Here is a 14,556-nt window from a genome sequence, read left to right on the forward strand (position 1 = left end):
AGCCGCACCATGCCGCCGCGGTTGTTGCGCGAGATCGGTTGTTCGATCAGGTCGATACCGTTGTCCCCCAGCACCTTGCAGGCGCGCAGGGCCACGGCTTCGTCCCAGGCCTGGTTGACGTCGACCCGCACACTGGCGCGGTCGCCCAGGGCTTTTTTGATCGCGATGACGTGGGCCAGGTCCTGGCTGACTTCACCGGCGCCGATCTTCAATTTGAAAATGCGGTGGCGGCGCAGGTCGAGCATCTTCTCGGCCTCGGCGATGTCTTTTTCGGTGTTACCGCTGGCCAGGGTCCAGGCCACCGGCAAGGCGTCCCGCACGCGGCCGCCGAGCAATTCGCTGACCGGCAGGTTCAGGCGTTTGCCGAGGGCGTCGAGCAAGGCGCTTTCGATACCCGACTTGGCAAAGGTGTTGCCCCGGATGCTGCGCTCCAGGCGCAACATGGCGGCATTGATGTTGCTCGCGTCCTGGCCGAGCAGCAGCGGCGCGAAGTGCCGGTCGATGTTGATCTTGATGCTGTCGGGGCTTTCATTGCCGTAGCTCAGGCCACCGATGGTGGTGGATTCACCAATGCCTTCGATACCGTCGGCGCAGCGCACGCGGATGATCACCAGGGTCTGGTTCTGCATCGTGTGCATCGCCAGTTTGTGCGGGCGGATGGTAGGGAGATCGACGATGATGGTCTCGATCGACTCGATGGCGCAAATCGGCATGGCAATACCCGTTGGGTTCTTTATAGATTTGGCCTGATTCTGTTCCGGATCTCTGCTGGCTTCCAATATAGAATGAGTCTCGAACAATACCCTTAAGGTATGAATGGAGTCCTTATGGAACTGCGCCATCTGCGTTACTTCCAGGTGCTGGGGGAAACCCTCAACTTCACCCGCGCCGCCGAACGCCTGCACATTGCCCAGCCGCCGCTGAGCCGGCAGATCCAGCAACTGGAGGACGAACTGGGTGTGGTCCTGCTGGAGCGTGGGCGCCCGTTGCGCCTGACCGAAGCCGGGCGGTTTTTCTATGAGCACGCCAATGTGCTGCTGGAGCAACTGGGCAAGGTGTGTGACAACACCCGGCGCATCGGCCTTGGGCAGAAAACCTGGCTGGGCATCGGTTTTGCGCCGTCGACGCTGTACGGCGTGCTGCCGGAGTTGATTCGCCGGCTGCGCAGCCACGATGGCCTGGAGCTGGAGTTGGGCCTGTCGGAGATGACCACGCTGCAACAGGTCGAAGCCCTCAAGGCCGGGCGGATTGACGTGGGCTTCGGGCGGATTCGCATCGACGACCCGGCCATTGTGCAGCGGGTGTTGGTGGAGGACCGGTTGGTGGCGGTGTTGCCCGCCGGGCATCCCCTGCTGGGCGCCCCGGCCACCCTGGCGCAATTGGCCGCTGAACCCTTCGTGCTGTATCCCGGCAACCCGAGGCCGAGCTACGCCGACCATGTGATCGCGCTGTTCGATGCCCATGGCTTGAGCCTGAAGGTTTCGCAGTGGACCAACGAATTGCAGACCGCCATTGGTCTGGTCGGCGCAGGCATGGGCGTGACCCTGGTACCCGCCTCGGTGCAGGTGCTGCACCGCGCAGACATCGGCTATACGCCGGTGGTGGAAGCCACCGCCACGTCGCCGATCATTCTCAGCCGGAGGATCAATGACCAGTCGCCGGGGCTCAGTCATTGCCTGCAACTGGTGGAAGAGTTGATTTAAAAGAACACCACACATCCAATGTGGGAGCAAGCCCGCTCCCACAGTTGATCTCCGTTGTTTTTGCGTAAGGTGTTCATCCACGCATACGCCGGGCGTCGTTGCGTTGCAGGGTCTGGCTGGGGGATTCGTCGAACAGCTTGCGGTATTCGGCCGAGAATCGCCCCAGATGAGTAAAGCCCCAGCCCAGGGCGATTTCGGAGATAGTGCGCGTGGATCCATGTTCGAGGATTTGCTGGCGCACGGCACCCAGGCGGTATTTCTTCAGATAGGCCATGGGCGACAGGGCGAAGTATTTGCGGAAGGCATCGAACAGCTTGAAGCGCGACACGCCCGCCGCCGCCTCCAAATCCTCCAGGTGCACCGCTTCCCGGGCGTTGTCGTGGATGTACTGTCGGGCACGAATCAAATAGTGCGGCAGCTTCACCCCCAGCACGTCCCGCAGCTCTTCGGAATAGTTGTTCGGCTGGGCCAGGATCAGGCCCTTGATCAGCGAGCTTTCCAGGTCCCGGGTAAACGCCACTTGGTCATACAGCTCGCTGCTGCGCTCCAGTTCGGCGATGAAATACCGCGCCATGCGCCACCACGACGCGGAAGCGCCGTCCACCGCGTCCATCGCCGACTCGAAGCGCAGCGGCGCTTCAATCGGCCGCTGCAGCAGGCCTTTCAGGGATTCGCTCATCGCCGCGCGGGTGATCACCACCTGCAACTTGCGGCAGTCGCCCGAGATCTCCAGCACCTGATGTTCGTTGGGCGAAATGATCACCCCCTGGTCACGGTTGGAGCTGAGCCGTACGCCGTTCTTGCTCAGTTCCTGCTCGCCCACCAGTGGCAAGGTCAGGCTGTAGCTGCTGAAGTGCTCGGCGTCTTCGATGTCGATGGTGACATCGGTGCCGTATTCGATAATCCCCAGCGTCGTGGCGCGGGACTTGAACACATTGGCGCTGTGGTGAAAGCGGATGCGCTCCGGCGTCGCGGTTTGCAGGCGGTGCGGCCCGCAAATGCCGGACATCCAGCTGCAGGCGCCTTCAAGGTCGAAGCGCTCGATACGTATATCGCGTGTATTGCTACTCATCACGGGGCACCCACGGCAATTGTGGCCGGCGCGCTCTGACGGCGCGTCCTGGTAGATCGACAGCAAGTTTTGCGCCACGCCAGCGGGATCGCCACTGGGTGGATAGCAACCGTCGACTAAGTGGATAACAAGCAGACTTTTCCGACAATCGCCTTGCAAGACAGTAGCGCATTCCGCCACCGCCCTGCACCGCCGTGGGTATTTCGTGCCCAACTAAGTGGCCCACCTTCCCCCATTAACCGGATAGCCCGGTGCCCCGCCGCAGCCTCTTAATGGCCTACCCGTCTAGCCATTATCAAAAAGGTGCCTCCCATGAGTGGTGCAAGAAGCGTCGAGCAGTGGAAAAGCTTTATCGAAGGCTGCCTGGACTTCCGTCCGGTGGATGAGGTGTTCCGCATCGCCCGGGACATGTTCACCGAGCCGGAGTTGTTCGAGCTGGAGATGGAGCTGATCTTCGAAAAAAACTGGATCTATGCCTGTCATGAGAGCGAACTGGCCAACAAGCACGACTTCGTGACGATGCGCGCCGGGCGCCAGCCGATGATCATCACCCGCGACGGCGAAGGCCAGCTCAACGCGCTGATCAACGCCTGCCAGCACCGGGGCACCACCCTGACCCGAGTCGGCAAGGGCAACCAGTCCACGTTTACCTGCCCGTTCCATGCCTGGTGCTACAAGAGCGATGGCCGGCTGGTGAAGGTCAAGGCGCCGGGGGAGTACCCGGAAGGCTTCGACAAGGCCACTCGCGGCCTGAAAAAAGCACGGATCGAGAGCTACAAGGGCTTCGTCTTCATCAGCCTCGACGTGAACGGCACCAACAGCCTGGAAGACTTCCTCGGCGACGCCAAAGTGTTCTTCGACATGATGGTCGCCCAATCGGCCACCGGCGAGCTGGAAGTGCTGCCGGGCAAATCGGCCTACACCTACGACGGTAACTGGAAACTGCAAAACGAGAACGGCCTGGACGGTTATCACGTCAGCACCGTGCACTACAACTACGTGGCCACGGTGCAGCATCGCCAGCAGGTCAACACTGAAAACGGTACCGGCTCGGGCACCACCCTGGACTACAGCAAGCTCGGCGCCGGCGACGCGAACACCGATGACGGCTGGTTCGCCTTCAACAATGGCCACAGCCTGTTGTTCAGCGACATGCCCAACCCCACCGTGCGTTCGGGCTACGCCACCATCATGCCGCGCCTGATCGAAGAACACGGCCAGCAAAAAGCCGAATGGATGATGCACCGCCTGCGCAACCTGAACATCTACCCGAGCCTGTTCTTCCTCGACCAGATCAGTTCGCAGCTGCGGATCATCCGGCCCATCGCGTGGAACAAGACCGAAATCATCAGCCAGTGCCTGGGGGTGAAGAACGAGTCTGACGCCGACCGAGAAAACCGCATTCGCCAGTTCGAGGATTTCTTCAACGTCTCGGGCATGGGCACGCCGGATGACCTGGTGGAGTTCCGCGAAGCCCAGCGCGGCTTCCAGGGCCGCCTGGAACGCTGGAGCGATATCTCCCGCGGCAGCCACCGCTGGGAAACCGGGCCGACACCCAATAGCGAATCCATCGGTATCCAGCCGGCGATGACCGGCACCGAATTCACCCACGAAGGGCTGTACGTCAACCAGCACCGCAACTGGCAGAAATTCCTGCTGGACGGGCTCGACCAGCAAGCCCTGAAACTGCGGGAGGTGGAATGATGAATGCGCAATTGCAGTACCGGATCGAGCAGTTTTTTTATCGTAAATCCGAGCTGTGCGATGCCCAGGACTGGGACGCCTACGTGCAGCTGTTCGACCCGCAGAGTGAATTCCACCTGCCGCAGTGGGATTCGGAACATGTCTACACCCGCGACCCGAAGCGCGAAATGTCGTTGATCTACTACGCCAACCGCTCGGGGCTGGAGGATCGGGTGTTTCGCCTGCGTACGGGCAAGGCTGCGTCGGCCACGCCGATGCCAAGGACGCTGCATTTGATCAACAACGTGCGGATTGCCGAGCAACCGGACGGGCTGCTGGAGGTGAAGTTGAACTGGCATACGTTGTTCTATCGGCTGGCGACGTCGGAGCAGTTCTACGGCAGCGCCACTTACAGCCTCAAGCCCGATGGCGACAGTTGGTTGATCACCCGCAAGCATGCGCTGCTGCTCAACGACACCATCAACTCGGTGCTGGATTTCTATCACCTGTGACCTGATGCATTACACCTGTGGCGAGGGAGCTTGCTCCCGCTGGACCGGGTTGGCGCTCCAGTGCGTAGCGCTCCCGGCGTTTTGGGGCTGCTGCGCAGCCCAGCGGGAACAAGCTCCCTCGCCACAGGTAAATCGCAGGCATAGAAAATCAAACTCGCGGAGTTCTGCGAATGAATCACAAAGTGGCCTTCAGTTTTGCCGACGGCAAGACCCTGTTTTTCCCGGTGGGCGCCAATGAGATCCTGTTGGATGCGGCGTTGCGCAACGGCATCAAGATCCCGCTCGACTGCCGCGAAGGCGTTTGCGGCACCTGCCAGGGCCGCTGCGAGTCCGGCGACTACAGCCAGGACTACGTGGACGAGGAAGCCCTCTCCAGCCTCGACCTGCAACAACGCAAAATGCTCAGCTGCCAGACCCGGGTCCAATCCGATGCGGCGTTTTATTTCGATTTTGATTCCAGCCTGTGCAACGCGCCGGGTCCAGTACAAATCCGCAGTACGGTGAGCCAAGTGCAACAGGTCTCGGCCAGCACCGCGATCCTGCACCTGCAGCTTGAACACCCATTGGACTTTTTGCCGGGCCAATATGCCCGCCTGTCGATTCCCGGCACCGACAGTTGGCGCTCCTACTCTTTCGCCAACCGCCCGGGCAATCAGTTGCAGTTCCTGATCCGCCTGCTGCCCGATGGCGTGATGAGCAACTACATTCGCGAACGCTGCCAGGTCGGTGATGAGTTGCTGCTGGAAGCGCCATTGGGTGCCTTCTACCTTCGGCATGTCACCCGACCGCTGGTGTTGGTGGCCGGTGGCACTGGTTTATCGGCGCTGCTGGGCATGCTTGACGACCTGGCCGCCAGCACCTGCCAACAGCCGGTGCACCTGTATTACGGCGTGCGGGGTGCGGCCGATTTATGCGAGGCAACACGCATAAAAGCCTACGCCGATACAATCCCGGGGTTTCGCTACACCGAGGTACTCAGCGACCCACCTTCGGACTGGGCCGGCAAACGCGGCTACCTCACCGAGCATTTCGACCTGGCCGAATTGCGGGATCAATCGGCAGATATGTACGTCTGCGGCCCCCCTCCGATGGTCGAATCCATCAAACAATGGCTGCTGGATCAGGCACTTGATGGCGTTCAGCTGTATTACGAAAAGTTTACCGAGAGTAATATCTGACCCCTCAGCGGTTTGAGGGGCTGGTTCGGTGTGCGATCAACCCTGAAAAAAACAAGTAGAAGGGAATGTTAATGGCGGATGACATGGTTAACCCGGTGGGCCTCAAGCGTGGCCTGAAGAACCGGCATATTCAGCTGATTGCCTTGGGAGGGGCGATCGGGACCGGGCTGTTCCTCGGCTCGGCGGGCGTGCTCAAGTCGGCGGGGCCGTCGATGATCCTGGGCTATGCGGTAGCCGGGTTCATCGCGTTCCTGATCATGCGCCAGCTGGGCGAAATGATCGTCGAGGAACCGGTGGCCGGCTCCTTCAGCCACTTCGCCCACAAGTACTGGGGCGGTTACGCAGGCTTCCTCGCCGGCTGGAACTACTGGGTACTCTACGTGCTGGTGGGTATGGCCGAGCTGACAGCGGTGGGCAAGTACATCCAGTTCTGGTGGCCGGAAATTCCGACCTGGGTCAGTGCGGTGGTGTTCTTTGTGCTGGTCAACCTGATCAACACCCTCAACGTGAAGTTCTTCGGTGAGACCGAGTTCTGGTTCGCGATCATCAAGGTGGTGGCGATTGTCGGCATGATCGTGCTCGGCTGCTACCTGCTGTTCAGCGGCACCGGCGGCCCACAAGCCTCGGTGAGCAACCTGTGGAGCCACGGCGGGTTCTTCCCGAATGGCGGCATGGGGCTGTTGATGTCCATGGCGTTCATCATGTTCTCGTTCGGCGGCCTGGAGCTGGTGGGTATTACCGCCGCCGAAGCCAGCGAACCCCGCAAGGTGATCCCGAAGGCGATCAACCAGGTGGTGTACCGGATCCTGATTTTCTACGTCGGCGCCCTTACCGTGCTGCTGTCGTTGTACCCATGGGATCAACTGCTGCAAACCCTCGGCGCGTCGGGCGATGCCTACAGCGGCAGTCCGTTCGTGCAGATCTTTTCCTTGATCGGTAACGACACCGCCGCCCACATCCTCAACTTCGTGGTCCTGACCGCGGCACTGTCGGTGTACAACAGCGGCGTGTACTGCAACAGCCGCATGCTGTTCGGCCTAGCCGAGCAAGGCGACGCGCCGAAAGCGCTGATGAAGTTGAACAAGCAAGGCGTGCCGCTGCGTGCCCTGGGCATCTCGGCCCTGGTGACGCTGCTATGTGTGGTGATCAACTACGTCGCGCCGCATGACGCACTGGAGCTGTTGTTTGCGCTGGTGGTTGCCTCGTTGATGATCAACTGGGCGCTGATCAGCCTGACCCACATCAAGTTCCGCAAGGCCATGGGCGAGCAAGGCGTGGTGCCGTCGTTCAAGACCTTCTGGTTCCCGTTCAGCAACTACCTGTGCCTGGCGTTCATGCTGATGATCATCTGCGTGATGCTGGCGATTCCGGGTGTGCGGGCGTCGGTGTATGCGATTCCGGTCTGGGTCGGGATCATCTATGTGGCGTACCGGTTGCGGTTGAATAACGCGAAGGCAGTAACAGCGCAATAACCCATGTGGGAGCGGNNGCTCGCGAAGGCGTCGTGTCAGTCACCTGATGTATTGACTGACACACCGCTTTCGCGAGCAAGCCCGCTCCCACATTTTGATCGTATTCCAAATGAAAAGCCCCGGTACTGATGAGTACCGGGGCTTTTTGTTGGGCCTTGATTACAGCGTGGAACGCACTCGCCACAGCTCGGGGAACAATACGGTGTCGAGCATCTTGCGCAGGTAGCCCACGCCTTCGGTGCCGCCCGTACCAGGCTGGAAGCCGATGATCCGCTCCACGGTGGTGACATGGCGGAAGCGCCACTGGCGGAAGGAATCTTCCAGGTCGATAAACTTTTCGGCCAACTGGTACAGGTCCCAATACCGGCTCGGATCGCGATAAACCTCGCGCCACGCCGCCTCCACGGAATCATCGTGAACCGTTGGCGCCGTCGGGTCGCGTTCGGCGCGCTTGGGGTCGATCGCCAGCCCGGCCTTGGTCATCAGGTTGATCGCTTCGTCATACAGCGACGGCGTGGCAATCGCCACCTGCAGCTCCTTCAACAACTCCGGCCGGTGGGCATGAGGCCGCAACAGCGCCGCGCTTTTATTGCCGAGGATGAATTCGATTTCCCGGTACTGGAACGACTGGAAACCCGACGACTGCCCCAGGTACGGGCGGATCGACTTGTACTCCGACGGCGTCATGGTCGCCAGTACCGCCCAGGCGTGCACCAACTGGTCAAAGATCCGCGACACCCGCGCCAGCATCTTGAACGCCGGCGGCAGCTCACCCAGGCGCACGTGTTCGCGGGCGGCCTTGAGTTCGTGGAGCATCAACTTCATCCACAGCTCCGAGGTCTGGTGCTGGATGATGAACAGCATCTCGTTGTGGTCCGGCGACAGCGGGTGCTGGGCGCTGAGCACTTTGCCCAGGTCCAGGTAGTCGCCGTAGCTCATGGACTCGGAAAAATTCAGCTCGGCGTTATGCCATTCTTCCGGCGGCTGGTAGTCAGGGGAGAAAGGACACTGGCTCATCGCGTGGGCTCCTTGAGCGGGCGGAGAATGGCTCGTACCGGGCTGGCATCGAGGTTGGCAAAACGCAGCGGCAGCGCGATCAACTCGTAATCTCCCTCCGGCACGTCGTCGAGGACGATGCCTTCGAGAATCGCCATGCCATGCCGGGCGACGGCGTTGTGGGAGTCCATGGTCTTGGACTGCTGCGGGTCCAGGGACGGCGTGTCGATGCCGATCAGGCGCACACCGAGGCTGAACAGCAACTCGACCGTTTGCGGGGCGACGGCGGTGAAATTCGAATCCCAGGCATCCAGCGGCGCCTGTTGATAAGTGCGCAACAGTACACGCTCCGGCAGGTTTTCCAGGCGGCCTTCCAACTGATGCGGCTGCACCAGCGCGCCGCTGCCCAGGCAATGCAGCACCCGGCACGGGCCCATGTACACATCCAGAGACACTTCGCCAATCGGCGCGCCGTCCGCGCTGTAGTGCAACGGCGCGTCCACATGGGCGCCGGTGTGGGGCGACAGGGTGATGCGTCCGACATTCACCGGGCACTCGGGGCCGAACTGCCAGACCCGCTCTTCCTGAAACGGCGTATCACCCGGCCAGGTCGGGGTCGCGGTGCTCAAGGGCGGGCTGATGTCCCACCACGTTTTTATTGGATTCATTTCAAGGCTCTCGGTCGTTACTGGGGTGAATGATACGAGGGCCGGCTGTAAATATTCTTGCGAATTCCAGCGCAAAGCGGGAAATCTTTCGCACTTACTGCGAGGAAATGGCTGATTGGCGCACAGATATTTCGTACCGACTCAATCCTTCAAACAACAAATATCCCCTGTGGGAGCCGGGCTTGCCCGCGATGAGGCCGGCACAGCGTGCCCTTCCATCGCCTGACACTCCGCCACCGCGGGCAAGCCCGGCTCCCACAGGGGTTGGCGGTGACTCACGGATGTGCAAATGACTGCGCTTCTGGGCATCCCGATGTCGAGTCCAGACCACTGGCGGGCCGCCCAAGGCGATAGGGTTCGGACTTCCCTTCCACTGCCTCGGAATCATCATGTCCAAGCCAATCACCGTACTGCGCGACACCCATCCACTGCCGGTGCTGGACGCCTGCAAATGGGAAAAACTCGAAGGCGACCCGCACACCGTCAACCTCAACGCCTACACCAGCGAGGACGGCAGCAAGATCATGGGCACCTGGATCTGCACCCCCGGCAAATGGCGGGTGGAGTATGTGAAGTGGGAATACTGTCACTTCCAGGAAGGCTACTGCGTGATCACCCCGGACGGCCTGGAGCCGATCCATTTGCGGGCTGGGGATATCTTTGTGGTGGAGCCGGGGATGAAGGGGACGTGGGAGGTGGTCGAGACGGTGCGTAAGTATTTTGTGTTTGCCTGATCCCACCTCCTGGAAAGGGGTCGCCCTGGCCCCTTTTACCTCAACGACGACCGTCGCGCCCTTCTGATAAAAGCAGCACCTCCCTGCCCCTCTTCCAATAACAGTCGCTGTTATTCGTGACAACAACCCTTGATATTCGAAAACAATCAATTAGTATTTTGTGACAGAATATTGTGAGCGCCAAGTTCTTGAAAAAATCTCATGACGTAATGCGCAAAATACATAATCAAACTCACCAAACAGTACAACCACTACTTTAGTTATAGATAAGATTGACTTTTGACACCCCCTACACTTTGAGATAGCTTTCTTGCAACCGGTCTATACTCGAATCTCATAGCATTATAACCCGATGATAATAAGAGGTACGGAGAAGGTGCAGAACTTCACATAATCGCAACCTTCACTGCACATTGATGGAAAACGCGCAGCGATTTGAATTAGACTCCAATGAATCAGTTGATTACCCCATTGGTTTGTTCTAAGGACTCCACACGTCTTCCAGCACTTACTGCACGCGGCAGTCGAGACCGCGCTTTTGTAAAAGGATCAAGAAAATGCCTGAAAAAACAACACGTCTGACCATTCTCATCGACTTCCCGACCAAGCAGCGTCTGGAGTCGCTGTCCGAGGAAGTTGACCTTACTATTTCTCAGGTTATTCGCAAGCTGATTCGTGACCATCTCCAGCAATACGAGAGCCAAGTCCCGCCCTCCGTGCTGGAGCCGGAGAAAGAGGATTCATCGCTCTGCTCTTGATATATAAGCCTGGGTAATTTGCCTTTATAAAACTGTGCGGCATAACTTTCTGCTTATTTATCAGCTGGCGCGCAGTTTAATCATGAACACTGCGCGCCACCCCTCTCCAAGTTAAAAACTGGTGATGAACTATGCCTGTGAAACAGCAATGGCTTGCTTGTTATGCTCATCTAAGCAAAGAAATGAATGGGCCTGCTGTATCATCAGACACCGCGCAGCCCTGTACCTTGTTTTTCTCCATGAGCGACGGCACCCAGCGCGCGCATGTTTTTCATATCACGGCAGATAACTTCGAAGCCGCCTGGCAAACCGGTGTGCAGCGCTTGCAGGGAGCCTACGAACGAGACCGTGCGCAGTCAGGCAACATCGTCGAACGTTCATGGATACGCGTCGAATGCGCGATCAACGTAACCGCCATCACCTGGGCCGAACTCAATGCGCGCTTCAAGCGCCACAAGCGTAATTACTTCCGGCGCGGCATCGCCTTCGATGCGGCGCTGCACATCGCGATCACCGAACAGGAACTGAACGCCAACGCGATCCTGTATGGCGGCAACGCTATCAATCACGCGAGCTTCAATGCCGGCAATTTTTCGGTGTACGCCAGGCGCCGTTTTACCGGGCTCAATACAGCCGACCTGATCGCCACACTTGAACCCGAGACCCCCGTGTTCCTGTTCGACACCAAGGGCGTTTTTTGTGCCGAAGACGGCGTGCCCCACCCGCTGAACCCTGGCCCGACAGAAACCGGCTGGCGCACCCTCGCAGCGCTGGAGCCCGGCATGGTAAAGGCGAGCATCATCAGCGCCGCAAGCTACCTGAGCACTCAGGTGCAGGACAGCGGCCAGTTCGTCTACGGCTACTTCCCGTGCTTTGACCGGGCGATAAAAAACTACAACACCCTGCGCCACGCCAGTACCACCTATTCGATGATCGAGGCCTGGGCACTGACCGGCGACGAGGCGCTTAAATCCGCCATCGACCGCTCGCTGGCCTACCTTACCCAGGAACTGATCAAGTCCTACGCGCTGCCCGACGGCAGTGTGGCGGCGTATCTGCTGGACACCGGTGACGAGATCAAACTGGGCGGCAATGCCGTGTGTTTGTTGGCGCTGGTCAAATACAGCGAAGTCACCGGCACCCGCCACTATCTACCCGTGCTGGAAGCCCTGGCCAATGGCATGGCCTGGATGCAGGACGCGACCACCGGCGCCTTCGTGCACGTCTTGCATGGCCGTGACCTTACCGTCAAAGAGGCGTTCCGGATCATCTACTATGACGGCGAGGCCGCGTTCGGGTTGATCCGCCTCTACGGCCTCACCGGCGATGAGCGCTGGTTAACCGTGGTGGAAAAAGCCTTCGACTACTTCATCGAAAAACAGCACTGGCGCGAGCACGATCACTGGCTCAGCTATTGCGTGAACGAACTGACCCGCTACCGACCTGACGAAAATTATTTCCGCTTCGGCCTGAATAACGTCGCCGGTTATCTGGGGTTCGTGCAACAGCGCATCACCACCTTTCCGACGCTACTGGAATTGATGATGGCTGCGCAGCAGATGCTCGAACGCATCGCCCAGCAAGCGCAATTGCGCCACCTGCTCACCGAGATCGACCTGCACGCGTTTTACCGCGCCCTGCATCATCGTGCGCGCTATTTGTTCAACGGGTATTTCTGGCCGGAAACGGCGATGTATTTCGCCAATCCTGCGCGCATTGCCGGCTCGTTTTTTATCCGTCACCACGCGTTCAGGGTGCGCATCGACGACGTGGAGCATTACCTCTCGGGGCTGATTGCCTACCACCGCTACCTGCTCGACGGCGCGCCGCAAGTGAGCCTGGCCCAGGACGCAGCGCCCCTCGGCTGGGTCTGGGACGCCAACACCCTGGCTCGGGTGACACACGGCACCTGGGCCAAACAGCCACCACCCGGTTGGTACACGTCGGGTTTGACGCCGTCCATGCAGTTTTTCAAACCCCAGCGCATGCTCAATCGGCACCCCAGCAAGGTGGGACCGAACGAAGTGCAGTCAGCGCTGCGCTGGGCCCAGGCCAGTCCTGAGCGGCGCCCCTCGGCGTTCTTGTGTGTAGACCCGACGCCCTACCTGGACAGCGGCCTGCCGGTGTTACAGGTCGCCGATACCAGCGAGGCCATGCTGCAAATGGGTCGATACGCCAGGCAGCAATTCACTGGCCAGGTGTTCGGCGTCACCGGCAGCTTCGGTAAAACCACCGTGGTCGCCATGCTCGGCCACGCCCTGAAACACTGGGGCGAAGTGGGCCACACCGAGGCCAACGCCAACCTGCCCCATGGGATCGCCTGGAACCTGGCGAGCATGCCCCGTCCGGCCAAATTCTGGGTACTGGAAATGGCCGTGGGCCGCATGCCGATTAACTCGGAGCTGGTGCGCCCACACATTGCTATCGTGACCGGGCTGGCTCCTGCGCACCTGGAATACCATGGCACCCTGGAAAACCTGGCGCGTAAAAAGAGCGCGATCTTCCGCTCGATGGCACCGGGTGGGCACGCGGTGCTGTGCCGCGATATGCCGCACTACGAGGTGTTCGCCCAGGCCGCCGAAGTCGCGCGCTTGCACGTGACCAGCTATGGCGAACACGCTGATGCCGATGTGCGCCTGCTCGACGTGTGCAGCGAGGCCGACCGGGTCTACGTCACCGCGCAACGTGACACGCAACGGCTGGATTTCAGCCTGAGTGCTCGCGGCCGACACATGGTGCTCAACGCACTGGGGGTGCTGGCGTCGCTGTTCGCCGCCGGGCTTGACGCCGACCAGGCACTGGAAGTGCTGACCGGCTTCCAACCGGTGGAAGGTCGCGGCAATATCCGCTCGATCAAATGCACCGACGGGCATTTCCAGCTGATCAACGATGCGTACAACGCCAACCCCGGCTCGATGGCTGCGGCCTTGCGTTCGATGGCCGACCTGCCCGTGGCCTCGCGGCACCGGGTAGTAGTGTTGGGCGACATGCTGGAGCTGGGCCCCGACGCCCAGCGCTACCACCTGGAACTGGCTGACTCGCTGCGCGCGGCGGCGCCCCGGCATTTGGTGCTGTGCGGGCCGCTGATGCGTGAGGTGTACCGGGTGCTGCGCAGTGAACTGTCAGTGCAGTGGTTCGAGGATGCCACGGCATTAGGCCAGGCGTTGGCGCGCCACCCCGGCCAGTGGTTCCAGGCGGGGGATTGGGTACTGGTGAAAAGCTCCGGTGGTACCGGGTTGTCGCAGATCTGTGATTGGCTGAACACGACCGAACAGGCGGTGCCGGCGGGTTAGCCCGCGCAGCCCGCTGCTGTCCTCAGGCCAATGTCATTGCGCAGTTGGTGAAACATCGCAGGCACACCCTGCGCCTTGACCAACTGCGCCTGATGCCCGGCGCGAATCAACGCCCGGTAAAAACGCTCCTGCAACACAAATGGGGTTACCTGGTCATCCACGCTGCCAATCACGAACAACTGCCGCGCAGGCGCAACGGCAATGCCGGCCAGGTGCTCCAGGGGATCGTAGGGGTGCAATAAACCATTGGTGTCGCGTCCCGGACGCGAAGGCAGGCCTTTGCTTTGACGCAACATCTGCGCGCGCTGCACCAGGGCAAACGCGCCGGAAGTCATCACTGCACACTTCACATCGGTACGCCCCAAGGTCAACAACGCCGCGGCCACCGTGGCGCCGCCGCTGTGCCCCAGCAACACAAACTGCCCGATGCCGTAACGCTTGCGCAGCTCGTTGAGCGCAGCGTCCAGCACAATGAATTCCCGCGCCT

The 14,556-nt window shown here is 60.3% G+C and carries 13 protein-coding genes; 8 read left to right on the forward strand and 5 right to left on the reverse strand.

Annotated elements, in window-relative coordinates; genetic code table 11:
• Positions 1-713: muconate/chloromuconate family cycloisomerase (locus tag HX846_RS09450; protein ID WP_218645408.1), on the reverse strand; the 713-nt coding region annotated here is incomplete at its 3' end.
• Between the two features lie 114 nt (positions 714-827).
• Here HX846_RS09450 and HX846_RS09455 point away from each other — a divergent pair.
• Positions 828-1,703, forward strand: coding sequence for a LysR family transcriptional regulator (locus HX846_RS09455; RefSeq protein ID WP_003212314.1), 876 nt, complete (start codon positions 828-830; stop codon positions 1,701-1,703).
• 73 nt (positions 1,704-1,776) lie between these two features.
• Here HX846_RS09455 and HX846_RS09460 read toward each other — a convergent pair whose 3' ends face one another.
• Positions 1,777-2,775, reverse strand: coding sequence for a helix-turn-helix domain-containing protein (locus HX846_RS09460; protein ID WP_178965311.1), 999 nt, complete (start codon positions 2,773-2,775; stop codon positions 1,777-1,779).
• Positions 2,776-3,087: 312 nt separating this feature from the next.
• Between HX846_RS09460 and antA the strand changes: the two genes are divergently transcribed.
• The 4 genes from antA (at position 3,088) to HX846_RS09480 (ending at position 7,620) form a co-directional block, all read left to right on the forward strand.
• Positions 3,088-4,479 carry an anthranilate 1,2-dioxygenase large subunit gene (antA, locus tag HX846_RS09465; RefSeq protein WP_003212318.1) on the forward strand — a complete coding sequence of 464 codons (1,392 nt, stop codon included), beginning with the start codon at positions 3,088-3,090 and terminating at the stop codon, positions 4,477-4,479.
• The gene (antB, locus tag HX846_RS09470) at positions 4,479-4,970 is read left to right on the forward strand and encodes an anthranilate 1,2-dioxygenase small subunit (RefSeq protein ID WP_003212320.1); all 492 of its coding nucleotides are present in this window, start codon (positions 4,479-4,481) and stop codon (positions 4,968-4,970) included. The genes antA and antB overlap by 1 nt, the downstream gene beginning before the upstream one ends.
• A 170-nt stretch (positions 4,971-5,140) precedes the next feature.
• Positions 5,141-6,148, forward strand: coding sequence for an anthranilate 1,2-dioxygenase electron transfer component AntC (antC, locus tag HX846_RS09475; RefSeq protein WP_177009245.1), 1,008 nt, complete (start codon positions 5,141-5,143; stop codon positions 6,146-6,148).
• A 71-nt stretch (positions 6,149-6,219) separates the two neighbouring features.
• The gene (locus tag HX846_RS09480; protein ID WP_003212324.1) at positions 6,220-7,620 is read left to right on the forward strand and encodes an amino acid permease; all 1,401 of its coding nucleotides are present in this window, start codon (positions 6,220-6,222) and stop codon (positions 7,618-7,620) included.
• A 159-nt stretch (positions 7,621-7,779) separates the two neighbouring features.
• Here the strand turns inward: HX846_RS09480 and kynA are convergent, their stop codons facing one another.
• Positions 7,780-8,637 (reverse strand): tryptophan 2,3-dioxygenase, encoded by an 858-nt coding sequence (gene kynA / locus HX846_RS09485; protein ID WP_008436669.1) that lies wholly within the window; start codon positions 8,635-8,637, stop codon positions 7,780-7,782.
• Complete coding sequence (kynB, locus tag HX846_RS09490) at positions 8,634-9,284, reverse strand: arylformamidase (RefSeq protein WP_087693454.1); 651 nt, start codon at positions 9,282-9,284, stop codon at positions 8,634-8,636. Before kynB ends, kynA begins: the two co-directional genes overlap by 4 nt.
• Positions 9,285-9,673: 389 nt before the next feature.
• Here kynB and HX846_RS09495 point away from each other — a divergent pair, with 389 nt between their 5' ends.
• The 3 genes from HX846_RS09495 to HX846_RS09505 all read left to right on the forward strand — a co-directional run bounded on the left by HX846_RS09495 (position 9,674) and on the right by HX846_RS09505 (position 14,069).
• The gene (locus tag HX846_RS09495) at positions 9,674-10,018 is read left to right on the forward strand and encodes a cupin domain-containing protein (protein ID WP_003212331.1); all 345 of its coding nucleotides are present in this window, start codon (positions 9,674-9,676) and stop codon (positions 10,016-10,018) included.
• A gap of 557 nt (positions 10,019-10,575) precedes the next feature.
• On the forward strand, positions 10,576-10,776 hold the full coding sequence (locus tag HX846_RS09500; protein WP_003212332.1) for a hypothetical protein: 201 nt from the start codon (positions 10,576-10,578) through the stop codon (positions 10,774-10,776).
• Positions 10,777-11,015: 239 nt separating this feature from the next.
• Complete coding sequence (locus tag HX846_RS09505) at positions 11,016-14,069, forward strand: UDP-N-acetylmuramoyl-tripeptide--D-alanyl-D-alanine ligase (protein ID WP_178965312.1); 3,054 nt, start codon at positions 11,016-11,018, stop codon at positions 14,067-14,069.
• Here HX846_RS09505 and HX846_RS09510 read toward each other — a convergent pair.
• Positions 14,066-14,556 (reverse strand): alpha/beta hydrolase family protein (locus HX846_RS09510; RefSeq protein ID WP_372241972.1); only part of this gene is annotated, 491 nt, incomplete at its 5' end. The two genes, HX846_RS09505 and HX846_RS09510, sit on opposite strands and share 4 nt — an antisense overlap.

Source organism: Pseudomonas sp. K5002, assembly GCF_013386655.1.
Classification (GTDB): domain Bacteria; phylum Pseudomonadota; class Gammaproteobacteria; order Pseudomonadales; family Pseudomonadaceae; genus Aquipseudomonas.

Coding starts and splice junctions, on each gene's coding strand:
- HX846_RS09455 (WP_003212314.1), top strand. CDS start 828: ATGGAACTGCGCCATCTGCGTTACTTCCAGGTGCTGGGGGAAACCCTC.
- HX846_RS09460 (WP_178965311.1), bottom strand. CDS start 2,775: ATGAGTAGCAATACACGCGATATACGTATCGAGCGCTTCGACCTTGAA.
- antA (WP_003212318.1), top strand. CDS start 3,088: ATGAGTGGTGCAAGAAGCGTCGAGCAGTGGAAAAGCTTTATCGAAGGC.
- antB (WP_003212320.1), top strand. CDS start 4,479: ATGAATGCGCAATTGCAGTACCGGATCGAGCAGTTTTTTTATCGTAAA.
- antC (WP_177009245.1), top strand. CDS start 5,141: ATGAATCACAAAGTGGCCTTCAGTTTTGCCGACGGCAAGACCCTGTTT.
- HX846_RS09480 (WP_003212324.1), top strand. CDS start 6,220: ATGGCGGATGACATGGTTAACCCGGTGGGCCTCAAGCGTGGCCTGAAG.
- kynA (WP_008436669.1), bottom strand. CDS start 8,637: ATGAGCCAGTGTCCTTTCTCCCCTGACTACCAGCCGCCGGAAGAATGG.
- kynB (WP_087693454.1), bottom strand. CDS start 9,284: ATGAATCCAATAAAAACGTGGTGGGACATCAGCCCGCCCTTGAGCACC.
- HX846_RS09495 (WP_003212331.1), top strand. CDS start 9,674: ATGTCCAAGCCAATCACCGTACTGCGCGACACCCATCCACTGCCGGTG.
- HX846_RS09500 (WP_003212332.1), top strand. CDS start 10,576: ATGCCTGAAAAAACAACACGTCTGACCATTCTCATCGACTTCCCGACC.
- HX846_RS09505 (WP_178965312.1), top strand. CDS start 11,016: ATGAGCGACGGCACCCAGCGCGCGCATGTTTTTCATATCACGGCAGAT.